This window comes from Micromonospora sp. WMMA1923, assembly GCF_049179195.1.
GTDB lineage: Bacteria > Actinomycetota > Actinomycetes > Mycobacteriales > Micromonosporaceae > Micromonospora > Micromonospora yangpuensis.
The window spans coordinates 6,129,578-6,148,199 of the sequence record NZ_JBMHLZ010000001.1 but is presented as its reverse complement, the minus strand read 5'-3'; the positions used below and the strand labels follow the sequence as shown (position 1 = coordinate 6,148,199).

The window sequence follows — 18,622 nt, the reverse complement described above, 5'->3', positions numbered from 1 at the left end:
GCGGAGCTCGCCAGCTCGGTCCGCACGCTCACCGGGAGGCCTCCTGGACGCCGCCGACCGTCGGTGCGGGGTCGGTCCTGCCGATGTCGTTCATGGTCGCCTGGACGGCGGGGTTGATCACGTCGGTCACCGGCTTCGGGTAGAACCCGAGCACGATGATCAGCGCGATCAGCGGGGCGACGACTACCTTCTCCCGCAGGTTGAGGTCCTTGCGCATCCCCTCGACCTCGGTCAGCGCCGGGTTGAGGGTGCCCTGCGTGGTGCGCTGCACCATCCAGAGCACGTACGCGGCGGCCAGGATGATGCCCAGCGTGGCGATCACCGCGACCGGCTTGTTCACCGTGAAGGTGCCGATCAGCACCAGGAACTCGGAGACGAACGGCGCGGTGCCGGGCAGCGCGAGCGAGGCCAGACCGGCGAAGAAGAGCACCCCGGCCAGCAGCGGCACCAGCTTGCCGGCCCCACCGAAGTCGGTGATCAGGGCCGAGCCGCGCCGGGTCACCAGCATCCCCACCACCAGGAAGAGCAGGCCGGTGGCGAGCCCGTGGTTGAGCATGTACAGCACCGCACCGGTGCCGGCCTGGGTGGTGAAGGCGAAGATGCCGACCCCGATGAACCCGAAGTGCGCGATCGAGGTGTACGCCACCAGCCGCTTGAGGTCGTTCTGTCCGATCGCCAGCAGCGCGGCGTAGATGATGCCGATCACGCCCAGCGCCAGCGCGTACGGGGCGAACCACTTGGCCGCGTCCGGGAAGAGCGGCAGGCAGTACCGCAGGATGCCGAAGGTGCCCACCTTGTCCAGGACCCCCACCAGCAGCGCGGCGGCCCCGGCCGGGGCGGCCCCACCGGCGTCGGGCAGCCAGGTGTGGAACGGGAAGAACGGTGCCTTGATCGCGAACGCGACGAAGAAGCCCAGGAAGAGCCAGCGCTCGGTGCCGGTGGAGATGTCCACCTGGCTCAGCGTCTGCCAGTCGAAGGTCTTGCCGCCGACCACCCAGAGGCCGATCACCGCGGCCAGCATGAAGAGGCCGCCGACCAGCGAGTAGAGGAAGAACTTCACCGCCGCGTACTGCCGCTGGTGGCCGCCGTAGCTGCCGATCAGGAAGTACATCGGCACCAGCATGACCTCGAAGAACACGTAGAACAGGAACACGTCGGCGGCGGCGAAGACGCCGATCATGGTGCTTTCCAGGACCAGCAGCAGGGCGAAGTAGACCGGGATCGAGCGCTTCGACGCCTCGGCGTCGTGCCAGGAGGCGAGGATCACCAGCGGCACCAGGATCGCGATCAGCATCAGCATCACCAGCGCGATGCCGTCGGCGGCGAAGGTGAAGCTGACCCCCCAGTTCGGGATCCACGGGTACGACTCGCGGAACTGGAACCGGTCGCCGTCGACCTGGAAGGTGACCCACATGACCACCGAGAGCACCAGCACCAGCAGCGACCAGCCCAGCGCCACCTGCTTGGCCAGGACCGGCCGGCTGCGCGGCAGCAGCGCCACGACCAGGGCACCCACCAGCGGCGCCACGGTCAGCACCGAGAGGAACGGGAAGTTGGACATTATGCGGCCTTACCTCCGTCGTGGATGCGTGGTCCGCCGGCGGGGCCGGTCGTGTTCAGGTCGATCACGCCAACCACCCCGCCTGCACGGCCAGGAACGCCGCCACCACCAGCAGCGCACCGGCGAGGATGGACGTCGCGTACGACCGGACGAAGCCGGTCTGCAGTCGCCGCAGTCGGGCCGAGGTGCCACCGACACCGGCCGCGAGCCCGTTGACCAGCCCGTCGATGCCCCGGTTGTCGAGGTAGACAAGCGCCCGGGTGAGGAAGATGCCCGGCTTCTCGAAGACCGCCTCGTTGACCGTGTCGGTGTAGAGGTTCCGCCGGGCGGCGGTGACCAGGACCCCGGCCGGCTGCGGCGTGGTGGCCGTGCCGGCGCGGAACAGGAACCAGGCCAGCCCGGCACCGAGCGCGGTGACCAGCAGCGAGATCACCGTGACCGCGGTGTGCGAGAGGACCGCGCTGTGCGCCTCCTCCTCGACGGCACCCAGTCCGGCGGTGGCGGTCAGCCAGTCCGGTACCGAGGTGGCGAGCAGGAAACCGGCGCCTACCGAGCCGACCGCCAGCAGGATCAGCGGGATGGTCATCAGCTTCGGCGACTCGTGCGGGTGCTCGATGTCCTCGGTCCACCGCTTGGGGCCGTGGAAGGTGAGCACGAAGAGCCGGGTCATGTAGAACGCCGTCAGCCCGGCACCGAGCACCGCCGCCCCGCCGAAGAGCCAGGCCGTCCAGCCCTCCCGCTCGAAGGCCGCCGCGATGATCGGCTCCTTGGAGAAGTAGCCGGAGAACGGGAACATGCCGATGATGGCCAGCCAGCCCATCATGAAGGTCAGCCAGGTGACCTTCATGTACTTCGACAGACCGCCGAAGCGGCGGATGTCGACCTGGTCGTTCATGCCGTGCATGACCGAGCCGGCACCGAGGAACATGTTGGCCTTGAAGAAGCCGTGCGCCAGCAGGTGCACGATGGCCAGCGCGTACGCCCCACCGCCGAGCCCGACGCCGAGGAACATGTAGCCGATCTGGCTGACCGTGGACCAGGCAAGCACCCGCTTGATGTCGTCCTTGGCCGCGCCGATCACACAGCCGATCAGCAGGGTCAGCGCGCCGACGCTCACCACCACGAGCTGCAGCGTCGAGTTGGCCGAGAAGACCGGGTTGGAGCGGGCGATCAGGTAGACGCCGGCGGTGACCATGGTGGCCGCGTGGATCAGGGCGGAGACCGGGGTCGGGCCCTCCATCGCGTCCGGCAGCCAGGCCTGCAGCGGGAACTGACCGGACTTGCCGGCCGCGCCGAGCAGCAGCAGCAGACCCATCACCAGCACGGTGGTGGCGGTCAGGCTGCCGACGCCGTTGAAGACCTCGTCGTACTGCGTGGTGCCGAGGGTGGCGAACATGATGAAGATGGCGATGGCCAGACCGGCGTCGCCCACCCGGTTCATCAGGAACGCCTTCTTGCCGGCCGTCGCGGCGGCGGGCCGCTCGGTCCAGAAGGAGATCAGCAGGTACGACGCCAGACCGACGCCCTCCCAGCCGAAGTAGAGCATCACGTAGTTGTTGCCGAGCACCAGCAGCAGCATGGCGGCGACGAACAGGTTGAAGTACGCGAAGAACCGTCGCCGGCCCTCGTCGTGCGCCATGTACTCCACCGCGTACAGGTGGATCAGGAAGCCGACGCCGGTGATCAGGAGTACGAAGACCGCGGCGAGCGGGTCGAAGAGCAGACCGAAGTCCACCCGGAACTCGCCGACCGCCAGGAACTCCCAGAGGCTCAGCTCGACCGACTTGTTCTCCAGGCCCCGCAGCTGGAGGAAGGCGGTGAGCCCGAGCACGAACGCGGCACCGATGGCCGCCACCCCGAGCCAGTGTCCCCAGCGATCGGCCCGCCGACCGAGCAGCAGCAGGATCGCCGCGCTGACCAGCGGAATCGCCACCAGCAGCCAGACGCTGCCGAGCAGTCCGTCCGCCGGAGCGTAGGCGACGGTCCCGGCCGGCGCGGCCTGGGCGTACGTCAGAATTTGCTCCACCGCTGGCCCCTCTTAGTACTTGAGCAGGTTGGCATCGTCGACGCTGGCCGAGCGACGGGTCCGGAAGATCGCCATGATGATCGCGAGACCGATCACGACCTCGGCCGCCGCCACCACCATCACGAAGAACGCCATGATCTGGCCGTTCAGGTCACCGTTGATCCGGCTGAAGGTGACCAGTGCGAGGTTGGCGGCGTTCAGCATCAGCTCGACGCACATGAACAGCACGATCGCGTTGCGCCGGATGAGCACCCCGACCGCGCCGATGGTGAACAGCACCGCGGAGAGCACCAGGTAGTAGTTCGGCTCGACCGAAAAGAAGCCTTCCATTACCGGACAGCCCTTCCGTTGGCGAGTGCGGGGCGCACGCTCACTTCTCGGTCCCCTTCAGCGTGGTCTCCTCGGCGGTCAGTTCGCGCACCGGGAGGATGTCCGGGGTGCTCCGGTCGCTCAGCCGGCCGTCCGGCAGGCGGGCCGGGGTGGCCACCGAGGACGAGGTGGCGAAGACGCCCGGGCCGGGCTTCGGGCCGGGGTAGTTGCCCGGCGCGAAGCGGGACTTCATGGTGGCCACCTGGTCGCGCCGGTCCTCCTTGCGCCGTTCCAGGTGGGCCAGGAGCATCCCGCCGATGGTGGCGGTGATCAGCAGCGCGGCCGTCAGCTCGAAGGCGAAGACGTAGTCGGTGTAGAGCAGCCGGGCGATGGCCTGCACGTTGCCACCGGCGTTGGCCTCCTCCAGCCCGACCGGGGTGCCGCCCTCGGTGGCCCGGTACACCCCGCTGCCGAGCAGCAGCGCGAACCCGAGGCCCAGCCCGATCGCGGCGACCCGCTGGCCGCGCAGCACCTCGATCAGCGAGTCGGAGGACTCCCGACCGACAAGCATCAGCACGAAGAGGAAGAGCATCATGATCGCGCCGGTGTAGACGATGATCTGCGTCATCCCGATGAACGGGCCGGCCTGGAGCACGTAGAAGATGCCCAGGCAGAGCATGGTCAGCACCAGCCAGAGCGCGGAGTGCACCGCGTTGCGGGCGAGCACCATGCCGAACGCGCCGAGCAGCGCCAGCGGGGCGAGGATCCAGAAGGTCACCGCCTCGCCGCCGGAGACCGACGCGGCGAGCGCCGTCTGTGCGGTCATGCCTTCTCTCCCTTTGCCGCCTGGGCGCGGTCGGCGGCCTGCTCGGCACCGGGGAAGGTGACTCCCGGGTGCTCCTCGACCCGGTACCGTCCCGGGCCCATCGGCGAGGTCTCCGCGCCGGCCGAGGTGCCCGGGTTGGTGAGCGCGCCGACGTAGTAGTCCTTCTCGCTGTCACCGAGGCGCATCGGGTGCGGCGGCTGCTCCATCCCCTCCAGCAGGGGTGCGAGCAGCTGCTCCTTGGTGAAGATCAGATCCTGCCGGTTGTCCCGGGCCAGCTCGTACTCGTTGCTCATCGTCAGCGAACGGGTCGGGCAGGCCTCGATGCAGAGCCCGCAGAAGATGCACCGGGCGTAGTTGATCTGGTAGATGCTGGCGTACCGCTCACCGGGCGAGAAGCGCTGCTCGTCGGTGTTGTCGCCACCCTCGACGTAGATCGCGTCCGCCGGGCAGGCCCAGGCGCACAGCTCGCAGCCGATGCACTTTTCCAGGCCGTCCGGGTGCCGGTTCAGGATGTGCCGCCCGTGGTAGCGCGGCGCCGGGGTCGGCGGCTTGAAGGGGTAGTCGGTGGTGACGACCTTCCTGAACATGTGCGAGAAGGTGACCCCGAAGCCCTTGAACGTTCCGGTAATCGCGCCCACGTCACACCTCCTGAGAGTCCGGGCCGGCGGAGACGTTGGCCGGCTCCCGTTCGGCGACCACGCGCTTGGTGCGCGGGCTCGGTGGTACCTGCAGGTCCATCGGGGGCAGCGGGAAGCTGCCGTACGGCCGGTTGTCGACCTGCTCCTGCACGGTCGGCTTCGGCTCGGGCCGGCGGCTCGGCCAGAAGATGGCGGCGAGCATCAGCACCCCGGCGACCACGCCGTAGGCGACCAGCTTGTCGGTACGCTCCCAGCCCTGGGTCTTCAGGAAGGCGGCCAGGCCGACGATCCAGACCAGGCTGACCGGGATGAGCACCTTCCAGCCCAGCCGCATGAACTGGTCGTAGCGCATCCGGGGCAGGGTGCCCCGCAGCCAGACGAAGACGAAGACCAGCGCGACGACCTTGCCGAAGAACCACAGCATCGGCCACCAGCCGGAGTTGGCGCCGGACCAGATGGTGATCGGCCACGGGGCGTGCCAGCCGCCGAGGAAGAGCGTCACGGTGAACGCCGACATGGCCACCATCGCGACGTACTCGCTGAGCATGAAGAGCGCGAACTTCAGCGAGCTGTACTCGGTCTGGAAGCCCGCGACCAGCTCCGACTCCGCCTCGGGCAGGTCGAACGGGGCGCGGTTGGTCTCCCCGACGATGGAGATGAAGAAGACCACGAAGCTGGGGAAGAGCAGCAGCGCGTACCAGCCGGGCATCGGCACCGTCAGACCGAAGAACTCCACCTCCGGGCCGCTGCCCTGGGCGGAGACGATCTCGCTGGTGGACATCGTGCCGGAGAGCATGAACACGGCCACGATGGACAGGCCCAGCGACACCTCGTACGAGATCAGCTGGGCGGTGGAGCGCAGGCCGCCCAGCACCGGGTAGGTCGAGCCGGAGGCCCAGCCGCCGAGCACGATGCCGTACACGGCAAGCGAGGAGAGCGCCAGCACCACCAGGACCGCCACCGGCACGTCGGTGACCTGCAACGGCGTCTGGTGGCCGAAGATGCTCACCATCGGGCCGAACGGCATCACCGACAGCGCGGTGACCGCACAGATCACCGAGATGACCGGGGCGAAGAAGTAGACGACCTTGTCCGCCGCCTTGGGGAGGATGTCCTCCTTGAAGGCCAGCTTCAGACCGTCGGCGAGGGTCTGCAGCAGACCGAACGGACCCACCTGGTTGGGGCCGGGCCGGACCTGCATGTAGCCGACCACGCGGCGCTCGAACCAGACCCCGAGCAGGGTGGCCAGCACCGCGAGGACGAAGGCAAAGAGGATCTTGATCAGGACCAGCCACCACGGGTCGTTGCCGAAGTCGGCAAGCGACGGGTCCTGCGCCAGGTAGAGCGCGTTCACTGGGAAACACCCCCGGTGTTGAGGAGCGGACCCGGGCGGTCGGTCAGGTCGGCGGCCACGGCCGGGACGGAGATCCGTACCACCGTGCCGGACGTCGCACCGAGGCTGCGCCGGACGGTCGAACCGGGTGAGTTGGTAGGCAGCCAGACCACCCCGTCGGGCATCTCGGTGATCGCCGCCGGCAGGGTCAGCGCCCCCCGGTCGGTACCCACCGTGACCGCGTCACCGTCGGCGACGCCGAGCGCCTCCGCGGTGCCCTTGCCCAGCCGGACCACCGGTGGTCGGGCGGTGCCACCGAGGTGCTCGTCGCCGTCGACCAGGCTGCCCAGGTCGAGCAGCTGGTGCCAGGTGGCCAGGACGGCCTCGCCGGCACCGGGCTGCGGCAGTCGACCGGGCTCCACCGCCGGCGGGCTCGGCCGTTCGGTCCGGGTGGCCGGCAGGCCGCCCAGTTCCCGGCGGACGCTGAGCACGTCGGCGGTGCCGAGCCGGACATCGAGCTGCGCGGCGAGCGCGTCCAGCACCCGGCCGTCGGTCATCGCGGTGGTCTGCAGCACCGCGTCGAAGGGCCGCAGCCGACCCTCCCAGTCCAGGAAGCTGCCGGCCTTCTCCACCACCGGGGCGACCGGGAAGACCACGTCCGCCCGGCGGGCCACGGCGGTGAGCCGCTGCTCCAGGCTGACCAGGAAGGGCACCGCGTCCAGGGCCTGCTCGGCCAGCCGCGGGTCGGCCAGGTCGGCCGGGTCGACCCCGGCCACCACCAGCGCGCCGACCCGCTCCGAGAGCACGGCGGACAGGATGCCGTCGGTGTCCCGGCCGGCCTGGCTGGGGATCACCCCGGCCGGGATGTCCCACGCCTCGCCCAGCTCGGCACGGGCCCCCGGCTCGGTGACCAGCCGGCCACCGGGGAGCAGGTTCGGCAGGCAGCCGGCGTCGACCGCGCCCCGGTCACCCGCGCGCCGCGGCACCCAGGCCAGCTTCGCCCCGGTGCGCCGGGCCACGTCCGCGGCGGCGGAGAGCCCACCGGGCACCCCGGCCAGCCGCTCGCCGACGATCAGGACCGCACCCGGGGTGCCCAGCGCCTCGGCGACCGTGGCGTGCTCGGCGAGCACGGTGGCCTCCTCGCCCGGCACCACCCGGGCCAGCTTGGCCCCGAGCTTCTCCAGGCCGCGGGTGGCGAACGGCGCGATCGCGTACACCTTGAGCTTCTTCTTCAGGTACGCCTTGCGCAGCCGCAGGAAGAGGATCGGGCACTCCTCCTCCGGCTCCAGGCCGACCAGCACCACCGCCGGGGCGTTCTCCACGTCGGCGTAGGTGACGTCGGTGACCCCGGCGACGCTGCTGGCCAGGAAGTCGGCCTCCTCGCGGGAGACCGGCCGGGCCCGGAAGTCGATGTCGTTGGTGTGCAGGGCCACCCGGGCGAACTTGGCGTACGCGTAGGCGTCCTCGACGGTGAGCCGGCCACCGGTCAGCACCGCCGTGCCCCGGGCGGAGTCCCGGGCCTCGCGCAGCCCCTCGGCGGCGACCGCGAAGGCCTCGCTCCAGGACGCCTCGCGCAGCTCACCGGTCTCCCGGTCGCGCACCAGCGGGGTGGTCAGCCGGTCGGCGGCGCGGGTGTACTGGAAGCCCCAGCGCCCCTTGTCGCAGTTCCACTCCTCGTTCACCTGCGCGTCGTCGCCGGCCAGCCGGCGCAGCACCTTGCCCCGCCGCCAGTCGGTGCGCTGCGCGCAGCCGGCCGAGCAGTGCTCACACACGCTCGGGCTGGAGACCAGGTCGAACGGGCGGGCCCGGAAGCGGTACTGGGCGCCGGTCAGCGCACCCACCGGGCAGATCTGCACGGTGTTGCCGGAGAAGTAGGAGTTGAACGGGACATCACCGGCGCCAGCCGGAGCGCCAGCGGAGGCCAAGCCGGTGCGGTCGGCACTGCCCTCGGATTCGTCCGGGTCGACCCCGTACTCCTCGTCGCGGTAGATGTTGATCTCCTCGGCGGACGACCGGCCCATCAGGTCGATGAACTTGTCGCCGGCGATCTCCTCGGAGAACCGGGTGCAGCGCTGGCAGAGCACGCACCGCTCCCGGTCGAGCAGCACCTGGGTGCTGATCGGCAGCGGCTTCGGGTACTCCCGCTTGTGCTCGTGGAAGCGGGAGTCGGTGCGGCCGGTGGACATCGCCTGGTTCTGCAGGGGGCACTCGCCACCCTTGTCGCACATCGGGCAGTCCAGCGGGTGGTTCATCAGCAGCAGCTCCATCACCCCCTCCTGCGCCTTCTTGGCCACCGGGGAGGTGAGCTGGGTCTTGACCACCATGCCCTCGGCCACCGTCTGGGTGCAGGAGGCCACCGGCTTGCGCTGACCCTCCACGTCGACCAGGCACTGCCGGCACGCGCCGGCCGGGGCCAGCAGCGGGTGGTCGCAGAACCGGGGGATCGCGATGCCCATCTGCTCGGCGACCCGGATCAGCAGCGCGCCCTTGGGCGCGGTGACCTCGACCCCGTCGATGGTGAGCGTGACGGTCTCGACCTGCTTCGCTACGTCGGTCATCGGGCTGGCCTCCCACTCGCAAGCTCGTTCCGCGCGCTCATCAGTGGGCCCCCACAAGCGCCTTGTCGGACAGCCTCGGTGCGGTCCGGCCCTCGATGTAGTCGAGGTAGTCCTGCTTGAAGTGCTTCAACGAGGAGGTCACCGGGCTGGTCGCGCCGTCGCCCAGGCCGCAGAACGAGCGGCCGAGGACGTTGTCGCAGGTGTCCAGCAGGGTGTCCAGGTCCTCGGGGGTGCCCTGGCCGGCGAGGATCCGCCGGTACACCCGGACCATCCAGTAGTTGCCCTCCCGGCACGGGGTGCACTTGCCGCACGACTCGTGGTGGTAGAACTCCAGCCACCGGTACGTCGCGTAGACCGGGCAGTCCTGGTCGGAGAAGATCTGGGTGGCCGTGGTGCCCAGGATCGAGCCGGCCGCCGAGACCCCCTCGAAGTCCAGCGGCACGTCCAGGTGCTCGGCGGTGAGCAGCGGGGTCGACGAGCCACCCGGGGTCCAGAACCTCAGGTTGTGTCCGGGCTGCATCCCGCCGGCCAGCTCGATCAGCTCGCGCAACGTGATGCCGAGCCCGCACTCGTACTGGCCGGGGTTGACGATCCGGCCGGAGAGCGAGTAGATCATCGGGCCGGCGGACTTCTCCGTGCCCATCGACTTCCACCAGGCCGGGCCGCCGAGCACGATCGGCGGGACGCTGGCGATGGTGCCCACGTTGTTGACCACGGTCGGGCTGGCGTACAGGCCGTGGGTCGCCGGGAACGGCGGGCGCAGCCGGGGCTGACCCCGGAAACCCTCCAGCGAGTCCAGCAGCGCGGTCTCCTCACCGCAGATGTACGCCCCGGCCCCGGAGTGCACCACCAGGTCCAGGTCGAACCCGGAGCGCAGGATGTCGCGGCCCAGGTAACCCTTGGCGTACGCCTCCTGCACGGCGTTGCGCAGCCGCCGGGCGGCGTGCACCGCCTCGCCCCGGATGTAGATGTAGGCGCGGCTGGCCCGGATCGCGTACGAGGCGATGATGACCCCCTCGACCAGCGCGTGCGGGTCGTGGGTCATCAGCGGCAGGTCCTTGCAGGTGCCCGGCTCGCCCTCGTCGGCGTTGACCACCAGGTAGTGCGGCTTGCCGTCGCCCTGCGGGATGAAGCCCCACTTCAGGCCGGTCGGGAAGCCCGCGCCGCCCCGGCCGCGCAGGCCGGAGTCCTTGATCAGCTGGATCAGGTCGTCCGGGTGGGCCTTGAGCGCCTTGCGCAGCGCGGCGTAGCCGTCCAACTGCTCGTAGGTGCCGATCCGCCAGGCGTCCGGCGAGAGCCAGCGCTTGGTGAGCACCGGGGTCAGCTTGGCCAGTGTCTCCGGTCGAGGAGAAGTCATTTCTGGGCCCCCCTGTCGCTGGTGGCGGCGGAGCCCTCGGCCGCCTCCGCCTCCCTGAGGTTGCGGTCCTGCGCCTCGGCGTCGTCGCCGGCCGGCTTGCCGTCGCTGGCCGGGGTGTTCGCCGCCGCGCCGGCGGCCTCCGCCTGCTGGGCGTCCCGGGACGCCGGGGGTGCCCCGTCGACCGGAACCCTGGTGCCCGGCGCGTCCGGAGCGGCGGTCCGCGCGTCCGGCTGGCGGGTCTCGGCGGCCCGGATCTGCGGCGACTTGTCGTCGGGGGCCTTCACGTCGGGTGCGGTGCTGTCGGTCGAACCGGCCGTCCGGGCCGCCTCGGCCACCCCGACGTTGCCGGTCGAGAAGCCCGGCTTGCCCGACTCCGGCTCCGCCTTCGCGGCGGGCTCGGGCTTCACGGCCGGCTCGGGCTTCGCGGCGGGCTTGGGCTCGGCGGGCGCGGGGGCCGGCTCGGGCTTCGCCTCCGCCTTGGCCTTCGCCTCGGCGGCGGCCTTGGCCGCAGCCGCCTCGCGGTCCGCCTCGGCCTTGCTGCGGATCGGGGTGTTCGGATCGAAGTCCGGCACCGAGATGCCGTGCTGAGCCGCCAGCCGCAGCCCACGCAGGGTCGGCTCCCCGGGTACGCCGTCGGCGACCGCGCCGTCCCGCTCGTCGGCGAAGCCGGCGAGCTGCACCGACATCTCCTTGAGCGTGCAGAGCCGGGCGCCCCGCGACGGCGCCGGACGACCCCCGCCGCGCAGCTCCTCGACCAGCCCGACGGCGGACTGCGGGTCCACGCCGTCGAAGAAGTCGTAGTTGACGGTCATCACCGGCCCGTAGTCGCACGCCGCCAGGCACTCGGCGTGCTCCAGGGTGATCTTCCCGTCGGCGGTGGTCTCGTCGTGCCCGACCCCGAGGTGCTCGGTCAGGGTGTCGTAGACCTCCTGGCCGCCCAGCACGTTGCACATCGTGTTGGTGCAGACGCTCACCAGGTAGTCACCGGTGGGCCGGCGCTTGTACATGGTGTAGAAGGTGGCCACCGCGCCGACCTGCGCCTTGTTCAGCCCGAGCACCTCGGCGCAGAACGCCACCCCGGCCGGGGAGACGTACCCCTCCTCGGACTGGACCAGGTGCAGCAGCGGCAGCAGCGCCGACCGCGACCGGTCGGCCGGGTAGCGTGCGATGATCTCCCGCGCCCGTACCCGCGTAGTTTCGGTGAAAGCACTCATCGGTCACAACCGCCCATCACGGGGTCCAGCGAAGCGCCACCGGCGATCACGTCGGCGATCAGGCCGCCCTCGGCCATCGCCGGGAGGGCCTGCAGGTTCACGAAGCTCGGCTCGCGGTAGTGCACCCGGTACGGCCGGGTGCCGCCGTCGGAGACCGCGTGCACGCCCAACTCGCCCCGGGGTGCCTCGATGCCGACGTAGACCTGGCCGGGCGGCACCCGGAAACCCTCGGTGACCAGCTTGAAGTGATGGATCAGGGACTCCATCGACTGGCCCATGATCTTGGCGACGTGCTCCAGCGAGTTGCCCATGCCGTCGACGCCGATGGCCAGCTGCGCCGGCCAGGCGATCTTGCGGTCGGCCACCATCACCGGGCCCGGCTTCAACCGGTCCAGGGCCTGCTCGACCAGCTTCAGCGACTCCCGCATCTCGGCCATCCGGACCAGGTAGCGGCCCCAGACGTCGCCGTCCGGGTGGGTCGGCACGTCGAACTCGTACGTCTCGTAGCCGCAGTACGGCATGGTCTTGCGCAGGTCCCAGGCGAGCCCGGCGGAGCGCAGCACCGGGCCGGTGACGCCCAGCGCCAGGCAGCCGGTGACGTCCAGCACCGCGACGTTCTTGGTCCGCTCCAGCCAGATCGGCTGCCCGGAGAGGAGGTCCTCGTACTCCTTGAGCTTCTTCGGCATCATCTTGAGGAACTCGCGGATCTTGACGATCGCCTCGTCCGGCACGTCCTGGGCCACCCCGCCCGGCCGGACGTACGCGTGGTTCATCCGCAGGCCGGTGATGCTCTCGAAGATGTCGAGGATGTACTCCCGCTCGCGGAAGCCGTACAGCATGATCGAGATCGCGCCCAACTCCATGCCGGTGGTGGCCAGCCAGACCAGGTGCGAGGAGATCCGGTTCAGCTCCATCATCAGCACGCGGATGGTGTTGGCGCGCTCGGTGATGTCGTCGGTGATGCCGAGCAGCTTCTCCACCGCCAGGCTGTACGCCGTCTCGTTGAAGATCGGCGCGAGGTAGTCCATCCGGGTCACGAAGGTCGAACCCTGCACCCAGTTGCGGTACTCGAGGTTCTTCTCGATGCCGGTGTGCAGGTAGCCGACGACCGAGCGGGCCTCGCGGACCGTCTCGCCCTCCAGCTCCAGGATGAGCCGGAGCACGCCGTGCGTCGACGGGTGCTGCGGACCCATGTTGACGACGATCCGGCCCTCGCTGATCGGGTCGACACCGGAGACGACCTCGTCCCAGTCCCCACCGGTGACGGTGAAGACCCGCCCCTCGGTGGTCTCCCGCTCGGTGGCGTAGTTGGACGTGCTCACAGTGCCTGCCCTCCGTTCACGGCTACGCGGTAGGCGCTCACTGGTACGACCTCCGCTTGTCCGGCGGGGGGATCTCGGCGCCCTTGTACTCGACGGGCACGCCGCCGAGCGGGTAGTCCTTGCGCTGCGGGTGACCCTCCCAGTCGTCCGGCATGAGGATGCGGGTCAGGCCCGGGTGGCCGTCGAAGACCACCCCGAACATGTCGTACGCCTCGCGCTCCTGCCAGTCCGCCGTCGGGTAGACGGCGGTGACCGACGGTACGTGCGGCTGCTCGGCGCTGACCGCCACCTCCAGCCGGACCGTCCGCCGGTACGTCATCGAGGTGAGCTGGTAGACCACGTGCAGCCGGCGCTCGTCGGCACCGAGGTAGTCCACCCCGGAGACCGAGGCGCAGAGCTCGAAGCGCAGCGCGGCGTCGTCCCGCATCACCTGGCAGACCTCGGCGATCCGCTCGGCGCGGACGTGCAGGGTCAGCTCGCCCCGGTCGACCACGACCTTCTCGATGGCGTCGGCGAAGGCCGGGTACGCCTCCTCCAGCGCGTCGCGGACCTCGTCGAAGTAACCGCCGTACGGCCGGGGCGACTCCTCGATCGGCTGCTTAGGGCGGACCAGGCCGCCGAAGCCGGAGGTGTCGCCGGAGCCCTGGATGCCGAACATGCCCCGACCGGCCGGGCTGGCCGGCGGGTAGTCGGCCGACGCGGTGCTGCTCGTCCCGGCCGGCGTCACCGGCACCGGCACGTTCGCCGGACCACGCTTCTCGTCAGCGGCACTCATTTATTTGATCCCCCGATGCGGCTGGAGGTGGTTCTGGGCCTTCATCCAGTTCTCGATCCGCAGCTGCTCCTCGCGCCCCTCGCGGACCGCCTTGGTCCACTCGGCGCGGCGGGCCTTGTCGTTGCGGTACGACGAGGGCATCGAGCCGTACGGCACGACCGGCACGTCACCGCGGGCCTGACGGGCCTCCAGCATCTTGCGGCCGTTCGGGCCGAGCGGCTCGTGGCCGATCTTCTCGCGCAGCTTGAGCACCGCGTCGATGAGCATCTCCGGCCGGGGCGGGCAGCCCGGCAGGTACATGTCGACCGGTACGACGTGGTCGACGCCCTGCACGATGGCGTAGTTGTTGAACATGCCGCCGCTGCTGGCGCAGACGCCCATCGACAGCACCCAGCGGGGCTCGGCCATCTGGTCGTAGATCTGGCGCAGCACCGGGGCCATCTTCTGGCTGACCCGGCCGGCGACGATCATCAGGTCGGCCTGCCGGGGCGAGGCGCGGAAGACCTCCATGCCCCACCGGCCCATGTCGTAGTGCGGGCCACCGGCGGCCATCATCTCGATGGCGCAGCAGGCCAGGCCGAAGGTGGCCCCCCAGACCGACGACTTGCGGGACCAGTTGACCAGCTTCTCCACCGAGGTGAGCAGGACACCAGCGGGAAGTTTCTCCTCGATACCCATCTAGCGGTCCTCCCTCAGTCCCAGTCCAGGCCGCCGCGACGCCATTCGTAGGCGTACGCGACGAAGATCGCACCGATGAAGATGAGCATCGCCGTGAACCCGAACATCGGCAGCGCGTCGAACGAGACCGCCCACGGGTAAAGGAAGATCATCTCCACGTCGAAGACGATGAAGAGCATCGCGGTCAGGTAGAACTTGATCGGGAACCGGCTGCCGCCGACCGGCTGCGGGCTGGGCTCGATGCCACATTCGTACGCTTCGAGCTTTGCCTTGTTGAGCCGACGGGGGCCGGTGAGACGGGCGGCGGCCACGGAAAACAGCGCGAACGCCGCGGCGAGGGCAAACAGCCCGATGATGGGTGCGTAAGGCGAGAGCGACATGATTTTCTCCTGCTCGTCCTTCCCTGCCCTCGATGGTTGGCGAAATCACACTATTCACGTCCCGCTCGGCGACCGTCGCCGGGGGTCGACCTTTCGGCCCGGTGCGGGGCTGACCCGCTGGTCAGGGGCTCACACGGCGGGGGCCGCCTTCGTCATCGCATTGATGACCCGGTCCATCGCGTCCCCACCCCGGGGGTCGGTCAGGTTGGCCAGCAACTTGAGCACGAAGCGCATAAGCAGCGGGTGCGGCATGCCGTGCTTGGTGGCCAACCGCATGATCTCCGGCTTGCCGATCAGCTTCACGAAGATGCCGCCGAGCCGGTAGTAGCCGCCGAACCGGGCCTTCAGCTCCTGCGGGTACGCCAGCAGGGCGCGCTCCCGCTCGGCGCCGGCCGGCCGGGCCAGCGCCTGCACCGCGATCTCCGCAGCCAACTCGCCGGACTCCATCGCGTACGCGATGCCCTCGCCGTTGAAGGGGTTGACCATGCCGCCGGAGTCGCCGACCAGCAGGACACCCCGGCTGTAGTGCGGGACCCGGTTGAAGCCCATCGGCAGCGCCGCGCCGAGGATCGGGCCCTCGGCGTTGGCCTCGTCGGTCATCCCCCAGTCCTCGGGGGTGTTGGCCAGCCAGTCGGTGAGCAGCCGCCGGTAGTTGGTCTTACCGAAGGCCTTGGAGGAGTTGAGGATGCCCAGGCCGACGTTGACCCGGCCGTCCCCGAGGCCGAAGATCCAGCCGTACCCGGGCAGCAGGGTGTCGCTGCCCTTGGCCCGCAGCTCCAGCCAGGACTCCAGGTAGTTGTCGTCGTGCCGGGCCGGCGAGCGGTAGTAGCGGCGCACCGCCACGCCGATCGGACGGTCCTCCCGCTTGGTCATGCCGAGGGCGAGCGGGAACCGACCGGAGACCCCGTCGGCGGCCACCACCACGGGAGCGTGGAAGACCGCGGGCGCCTTGTCCGGGCCCACCTCGGCCTCGACCCCGATCACCCGGTCGTCGGCGTCGAGCACCGGACCCATGACGTTGACGCTGGTGCGCAGCTTGGCCCCGGCCGCGACGGCCCGCTGGGCGAGCAGATCGTCGAAGTCGAGCCGGGTCCGGACCAGGCCGTAGTTCGGGAAGCTGGCGAGGTCGGGCCAGTCGAGTTCGAGCCGTACGCCGCCGCCGATCACCCGCAGGCCACGGTTCTGCAGCCAGCCGGCCTCGGTGGAGGTGTCCACGCCCATCCGGATCAGCTGCCGCACCGCGCGGGGCGTCAACCCGTCGCCGCAGACCTTCTCCCGGGGAAACTCGGTCTTCTCCAGCAACAACACGCGTACGCCGTGTCGGGCCAGGTGGTAAGCGGTCGCCGAGCCGCCGGGGCCGGCGCCCACGACGATCACATCGGCGTCGTTCTCCACCGCGGTCATCCGCGCCTCCTCCCGCACGCTCGTGAAATGCTTCACAAGCCAGACGGGGGAAAGTCTAGGACCGGCGCGACCCGCCGATTTGGTTAGGACATCCTAAGTTCCCGAGGTGACGGCCGGTCACCGGGTTCGGCGAGCCGCAGAGACCGGCGCCCCGCGCCGGCCACGACGGTTTCTCTTCGGTTTCCGACCGGTTTCCGGTGCCAGGGGTGCCGGACAATGATCATCGGCGATACCCCGCCCGACCACGGGGCCGGAGAGTCAGTGGTGACCGCCGGTGACGATGCCCGCGTCGACGTCCCGGCGGATCGCCTCGGGAAGATGCGCACGCAGACCGCCCCCGGCAGCACGGTCCAGCGCCGCCAACACCTCGGAGACCACCTGCCGGGCGTCCGCCGGATCCGCCCCGGCCAACTCCCTGAGCTGGGCCACCAACTCGGCGGCGTCGTCCTCGGTGGGCGGCTCGCCGCTCGACGGGTCTACTCCGGTCACCCCACGAGCCTAACGGGCAATATGGACAAAGTCCTCGAATGGCCCAAGAATCTCGAATGGCTCAGGAATGTCGCCAGGGTGCCCCGCAGACTCTGCACCACCGTGCGGAGCCCGAACGGTGGCAGCCGGCATCCACCGGCCGGCGTCGCCGGCCAGCAGCCCCGGGCGGCACCACCGGCCGGTGGGTGTCGGTCGGTGTCAGAGGCGGGGCACCGCGCCGGTGAAGGTGCCGGCGTCGGCCAGATACCGGGTGGAGATCCGTCCGGCCGCCAACTCCCGGCGGACCGCCGCCACCGCCGCCTCCCGCTGGGCGCGTACCTGCTCCGGGTCTCGGCGCAGGGAGGCACCCTGGGCCGTCAGGGCCGCCTGGAGCCGGGGCACGTCGACCTTGCGCGGCTGCACCCCGTCGAGGGCGGCCACCGCCGCCGCCGTACCGGCCGCCTGGCCGATGCCCATCACGCCGCCCTGGGTCCGGAACGAGCCGTGCGCCTCGTGCGTGGCGGAGATGGTCCGTCCCGCGATGACCAGGCCGTCCAGCCGGCGCGGCACCAGGCAGCGGTACGGGATGTCGTACGAGTCGTCCAGGTCCCCCCAGGTGCCCACGTCGGGGTCGTCGCCGTACCCCTGCTTGCCCTTGAGGTTGTGGATGTCGATCGGGAAGTAGCCCCGGGAGACCACGTCGGCCACCTTCGTGCCCCGGACCACCTCCTCGCCGGTGAGCACGTGCTCACCCAGGATGTGCCGGCTCTCCCGGATGCCGATCTGGGTGCCGGTCGCGATGAGGCGGGCGTCGGCGAAGCCCGGCATGTGCCGGACCAGGTACTCCGACAGCGACATCACCTGGCGGCGGCCGTCCACCTCGCCCCGGGTCAGGCTGTCCGCGTCGGTGCCGTCGATGCCCTGGATCCGGGTGCTGTTGAAGTGCAGCACCCCGGGATGGGTGGTGGTCAGGAAGAGCACGCTGTCCCGGCCGAGGTACAGCTCACCACTGTCCAGACCGCGCTGGACCAGGGACTTCAACCCCTGCCCGACGAAGTGCCGCTGGGGCAGGTGGGCCGCGTAGGGCCGGACCGCCACCAGCTCCGAGGCCCACTCGAACTCCTCCGGGTGGGTGTCCATGTACTCCTTCACCGCCCGGGTGTCCACCCCGGCCATGTCGAACATCATGGTGCTGGGCTGGGCGGCCCGGTCGTCGCCGCCGCGTCCCAGCACGAACTCCGCCCCGGCCAGGGCGGCGACGTCACCGTCGCCGGTGGCGTCGACCACGACCTTGGCCCGGTACGCCAGGGTGCCGGACTTGTTGGTCACCCGGATCCCGGTGAGGGTGTCGCCGTCCACGGTCGCCCCGCTGACGAAGGAGTGGAACAGCGGGGTGACCCCGGCCTCCAGGGCGAGGGTCAGCGCCGCCCACTTGTACGTCTCCCGGTCGTAGAAGCACAGGTACGCGCCACTGCCGTGCGGGTTGGTGGTGCGCAGGTGTCCGGTGCTGCCGCCGAGCGACACCATCCGGTCCACGAACTCCTGCGGGATGCCCTGGATGACCTGCTCGTCGCCGAAGTGGAAGGGGGAGATCGGGCCGAGGGCCGCGCTGGTGGCCATGCCGCCGAGGAAGCCGTACTTCTCGACCAGGAGGGTGCGGGCTCCCTGACGGGCCGCCGCGATGGCGGCGATGAACCCCGAGGGGCCACCACCCACGACGATGACGTCGTAGCAGCGGTTCGGTTCGGGTTGGGGCGTGGGGAAGGCCACGGA

15 protein-coding genes and 1 pseudogene are annotated in these 18,622 nt (G+C 70.4%); all 16 read right to left on the bottom strand.

Going from position 1 to position 18,622, the window contains the following annotated elements:
• Positions 1–28: 28 nt before the first annotated feature.
• Positions 29–1,561 carry an NADH-quinone oxidoreductase subunit M gene (locus ACN28G_RS28040; protein ID WP_091433463.1) on the bottom strand — a complete coding sequence of 511 codons (1,533 nt, stop codon included), beginning with the start codon at positions 1,559–1,561 and terminating at the stop codon, positions 29–31.
• A gap of 64 nt (positions 1,562–1,625) precedes the next feature.
• The gene (nuoL, locus tag ACN28G_RS28035) at positions 1,626–3,587 is read right to left on the bottom strand and encodes an NADH-quinone oxidoreductase subunit L (RefSeq protein ID WP_091433461.1); all 1,962 of its coding nucleotides are present in this window, start codon (positions 3,585–3,587) and stop codon (positions 1,626–1,628) included.
• Between the two features lie 12 nt (positions 3,588–3,599).
• On the bottom strand, positions 3,600–3,917 hold the full coding sequence (gene nuoK / locus ACN28G_RS28030) for an NADH-quinone oxidoreductase subunit NuoK (protein ID WP_091433459.1): 318 nt from the start codon (positions 3,915–3,917) through the stop codon (positions 3,600–3,602).
• A gap of 40 nt (positions 3,918–3,957) precedes the next feature.
• On the bottom strand, positions 3,958–4,722 hold the full coding sequence (locus tag ACN28G_RS28025; protein ID WP_091433457.1) for an NADH-quinone oxidoreductase subunit J: 765 nt from the start codon (positions 4,720–4,722) through the stop codon (positions 3,958–3,960).
• Positions 4,719–5,360: an NADH-quinone oxidoreductase subunit NuoI gene (gene nuoI / locus ACN28G_RS28020; protein WP_091433455.1), complete on the bottom strand. Its 642-nt coding sequence runs from the start codon at positions 5,358–5,360 to the stop codon at positions 4,719–4,721. Before nuoI ends, ACN28G_RS28025 begins: the two co-directional genes overlap by 4 nt.
• A 1-nt stretch (position 5,361) precedes the next feature.
• Complete coding sequence (gene nuoH, locus ACN28G_RS28015) at positions 5,362–6,714, bottom strand: NADH-quinone oxidoreductase subunit NuoH (RefSeq protein ID WP_091433453.1); 1,353 nt, start codon at positions 6,712–6,714, stop codon at positions 5,362–5,364.
• On the bottom strand, positions 6,711–9,251 hold the full coding sequence (locus tag ACN28G_RS28010) for an NADH-quinone oxidoreductase subunit G (protein ID WP_091433451.1): 2,541 nt from the start codon (positions 9,249–9,251) through the stop codon (positions 6,711–6,713). The genes nuoH and ACN28G_RS28010 overlap by 4 nt, the downstream gene beginning before the upstream one ends.
• A 40-nt stretch (positions 9,252–9,291) precedes the next feature.
• Entirely contained in the window at positions 9,292–10,608 is a 1,317-nt protein-coding gene (nuoF, locus tag ACN28G_RS28005; protein ID WP_091433449.1) for an NADH-quinone oxidoreductase subunit NuoF, read from the bottom strand.
• Positions 10,609–11,095: 487 nt separating this feature from the next.
• Positions 11,096–11,822, bottom strand: a pseudogene (nuoE, locus tag ACN28G_RS28000) (NADH-quinone oxidoreductase subunit NuoE); the annotation flags it as partial.
• A complete protein-coding gene (locus tag ACN28G_RS27995) occupies positions 11,819–13,144 on the bottom strand; it encodes an NADH-quinone oxidoreductase subunit D (RefSeq protein WP_091433444.1) in 1,326 nt (441 codons plus the stop codon). The pseudogene nuoE and the gene ACN28G_RS27995, both read right to left, overlap by 4 nt.
• A gap of 37 nt (positions 13,145–13,181) precedes the next feature.
• On the bottom strand, positions 13,182–13,919 hold the full coding sequence (locus tag ACN28G_RS27990) for an NADH-quinone oxidoreductase subunit C (protein ID WP_421480706.1): 738 nt from the start codon (positions 13,917–13,919) through the stop codon (positions 13,182–13,184).
• On the bottom strand, positions 13,920–14,597 hold the full coding sequence (locus ACN28G_RS27985; protein ID WP_091433440.1) for a NuoB/complex I 20 kDa subunit family protein: 678 nt from the start codon (positions 14,595–14,597) through the stop codon (positions 13,920–13,922).
• A 14-nt stretch (positions 14,598–14,611) separates the two neighbouring features.
• Positions 14,612–14,977 (bottom strand): NADH-quinone oxidoreductase subunit A, encoded by a 366-nt coding sequence (locus ACN28G_RS27980; RefSeq protein WP_091433438.1) that lies wholly within the window; start codon positions 14,975–14,977, stop codon positions 14,612–14,614.
• Between the two features lie 129 nt (positions 14,978–15,106).
• Entirely contained in the window at positions 15,107–16,381 is a 1,275-nt protein-coding gene (locus tag ACN28G_RS27975) for a geranylgeranyl reductase family protein (RefSeq protein ID WP_091445781.1), read from the bottom strand.
• Between the two features lie 258 nt (positions 16,382–16,639).
• Positions 16,640–16,870, bottom strand: a complete 231-nt coding sequence (locus ACN28G_RS27970) for a DUF2267 domain-containing protein (RefSeq protein WP_091433436.1) — start codon at positions 16,868–16,870, stop codon at positions 16,640–16,642.
• Between the two features lie 198 nt (positions 16,871–17,068).
• Positions 17,069–18,619: an FAD-dependent oxidoreductase gene (locus ACN28G_RS27965; RefSeq protein WP_421480705.1), complete on the bottom strand. Its 1,551-nt coding sequence runs from the start codon at positions 18,617–18,619 to the stop codon at positions 17,069–17,071.
• Between the last annotated feature and the right edge of the window lie 3 nt (positions 18,620–18,622).

What these genes read in the sequence shown, in the direction of transcription:
- ACN28G_RS28010 (WP_091433451.1), bottom strand. Translation starts at nt 9,251, where the DNA reads ATGACCGACGTAGCGAAGCAGGTCGAGACCGTCACGCTCACCATCGAC.
- ACN28G_RS28040 (WP_091433463.1), bottom strand. Translation starts at nt 1,561, where the DNA reads ATGTCCAACTTCCCGTTCCTCTCGGTGCTGACCGTGGCGCCGCTGGTG.
- nuoF (WP_091433449.1), bottom strand. Translation starts at nt 10,608, where the DNA reads ATGACTTCTCCTCGACCGGAGACACTGGCCAAGCTGACCCCGGTGCTC.
- ACN28G_RS28025 (WP_091433457.1), bottom strand. Translation starts at nt 4,722, where the DNA reads ATGACCGCACAGACGGCGCTCGCCGCGTCGGTCTCCGGCGGCGAGGCG.
- ACN28G_RS27980 (WP_091433438.1), bottom strand. Translation starts at nt 14,977, where the DNA reads ATGTCGCTCTCGCCTTACGCACCCATCATCGGGCTGTTTGCCCTCGCC.
- ACN28G_RS27985 (WP_091433440.1), bottom strand. Translation starts at nt 14,597, where the DNA reads ATGGGTATCGAGGAGAAACTTCCCGCTGGTGTCCTGCTCACCTCGGTG.
- ACN28G_RS27990 (WP_421480706.1), bottom strand. Translation starts at nt 13,919, where the DNA reads ATGAGTGCCGCTGACGAGAAGCGTGGTCCGGCGAACGTGCCGGTGCCG.
- ACN28G_RS27975 (WP_091445781.1), bottom strand. Translation starts at nt 16,381, where the DNA reads ATGACCGCGGTGGAGAACGACGCCGATGTGATCGTCGTGGGCGCCGGC.
- nuoK (WP_091433459.1), bottom strand. Translation starts at nt 3,917, where the DNA reads ATGGAAGGCTTCTTTTCGGTCGAGCCGAACTACTACCTGGTGCTCTCC.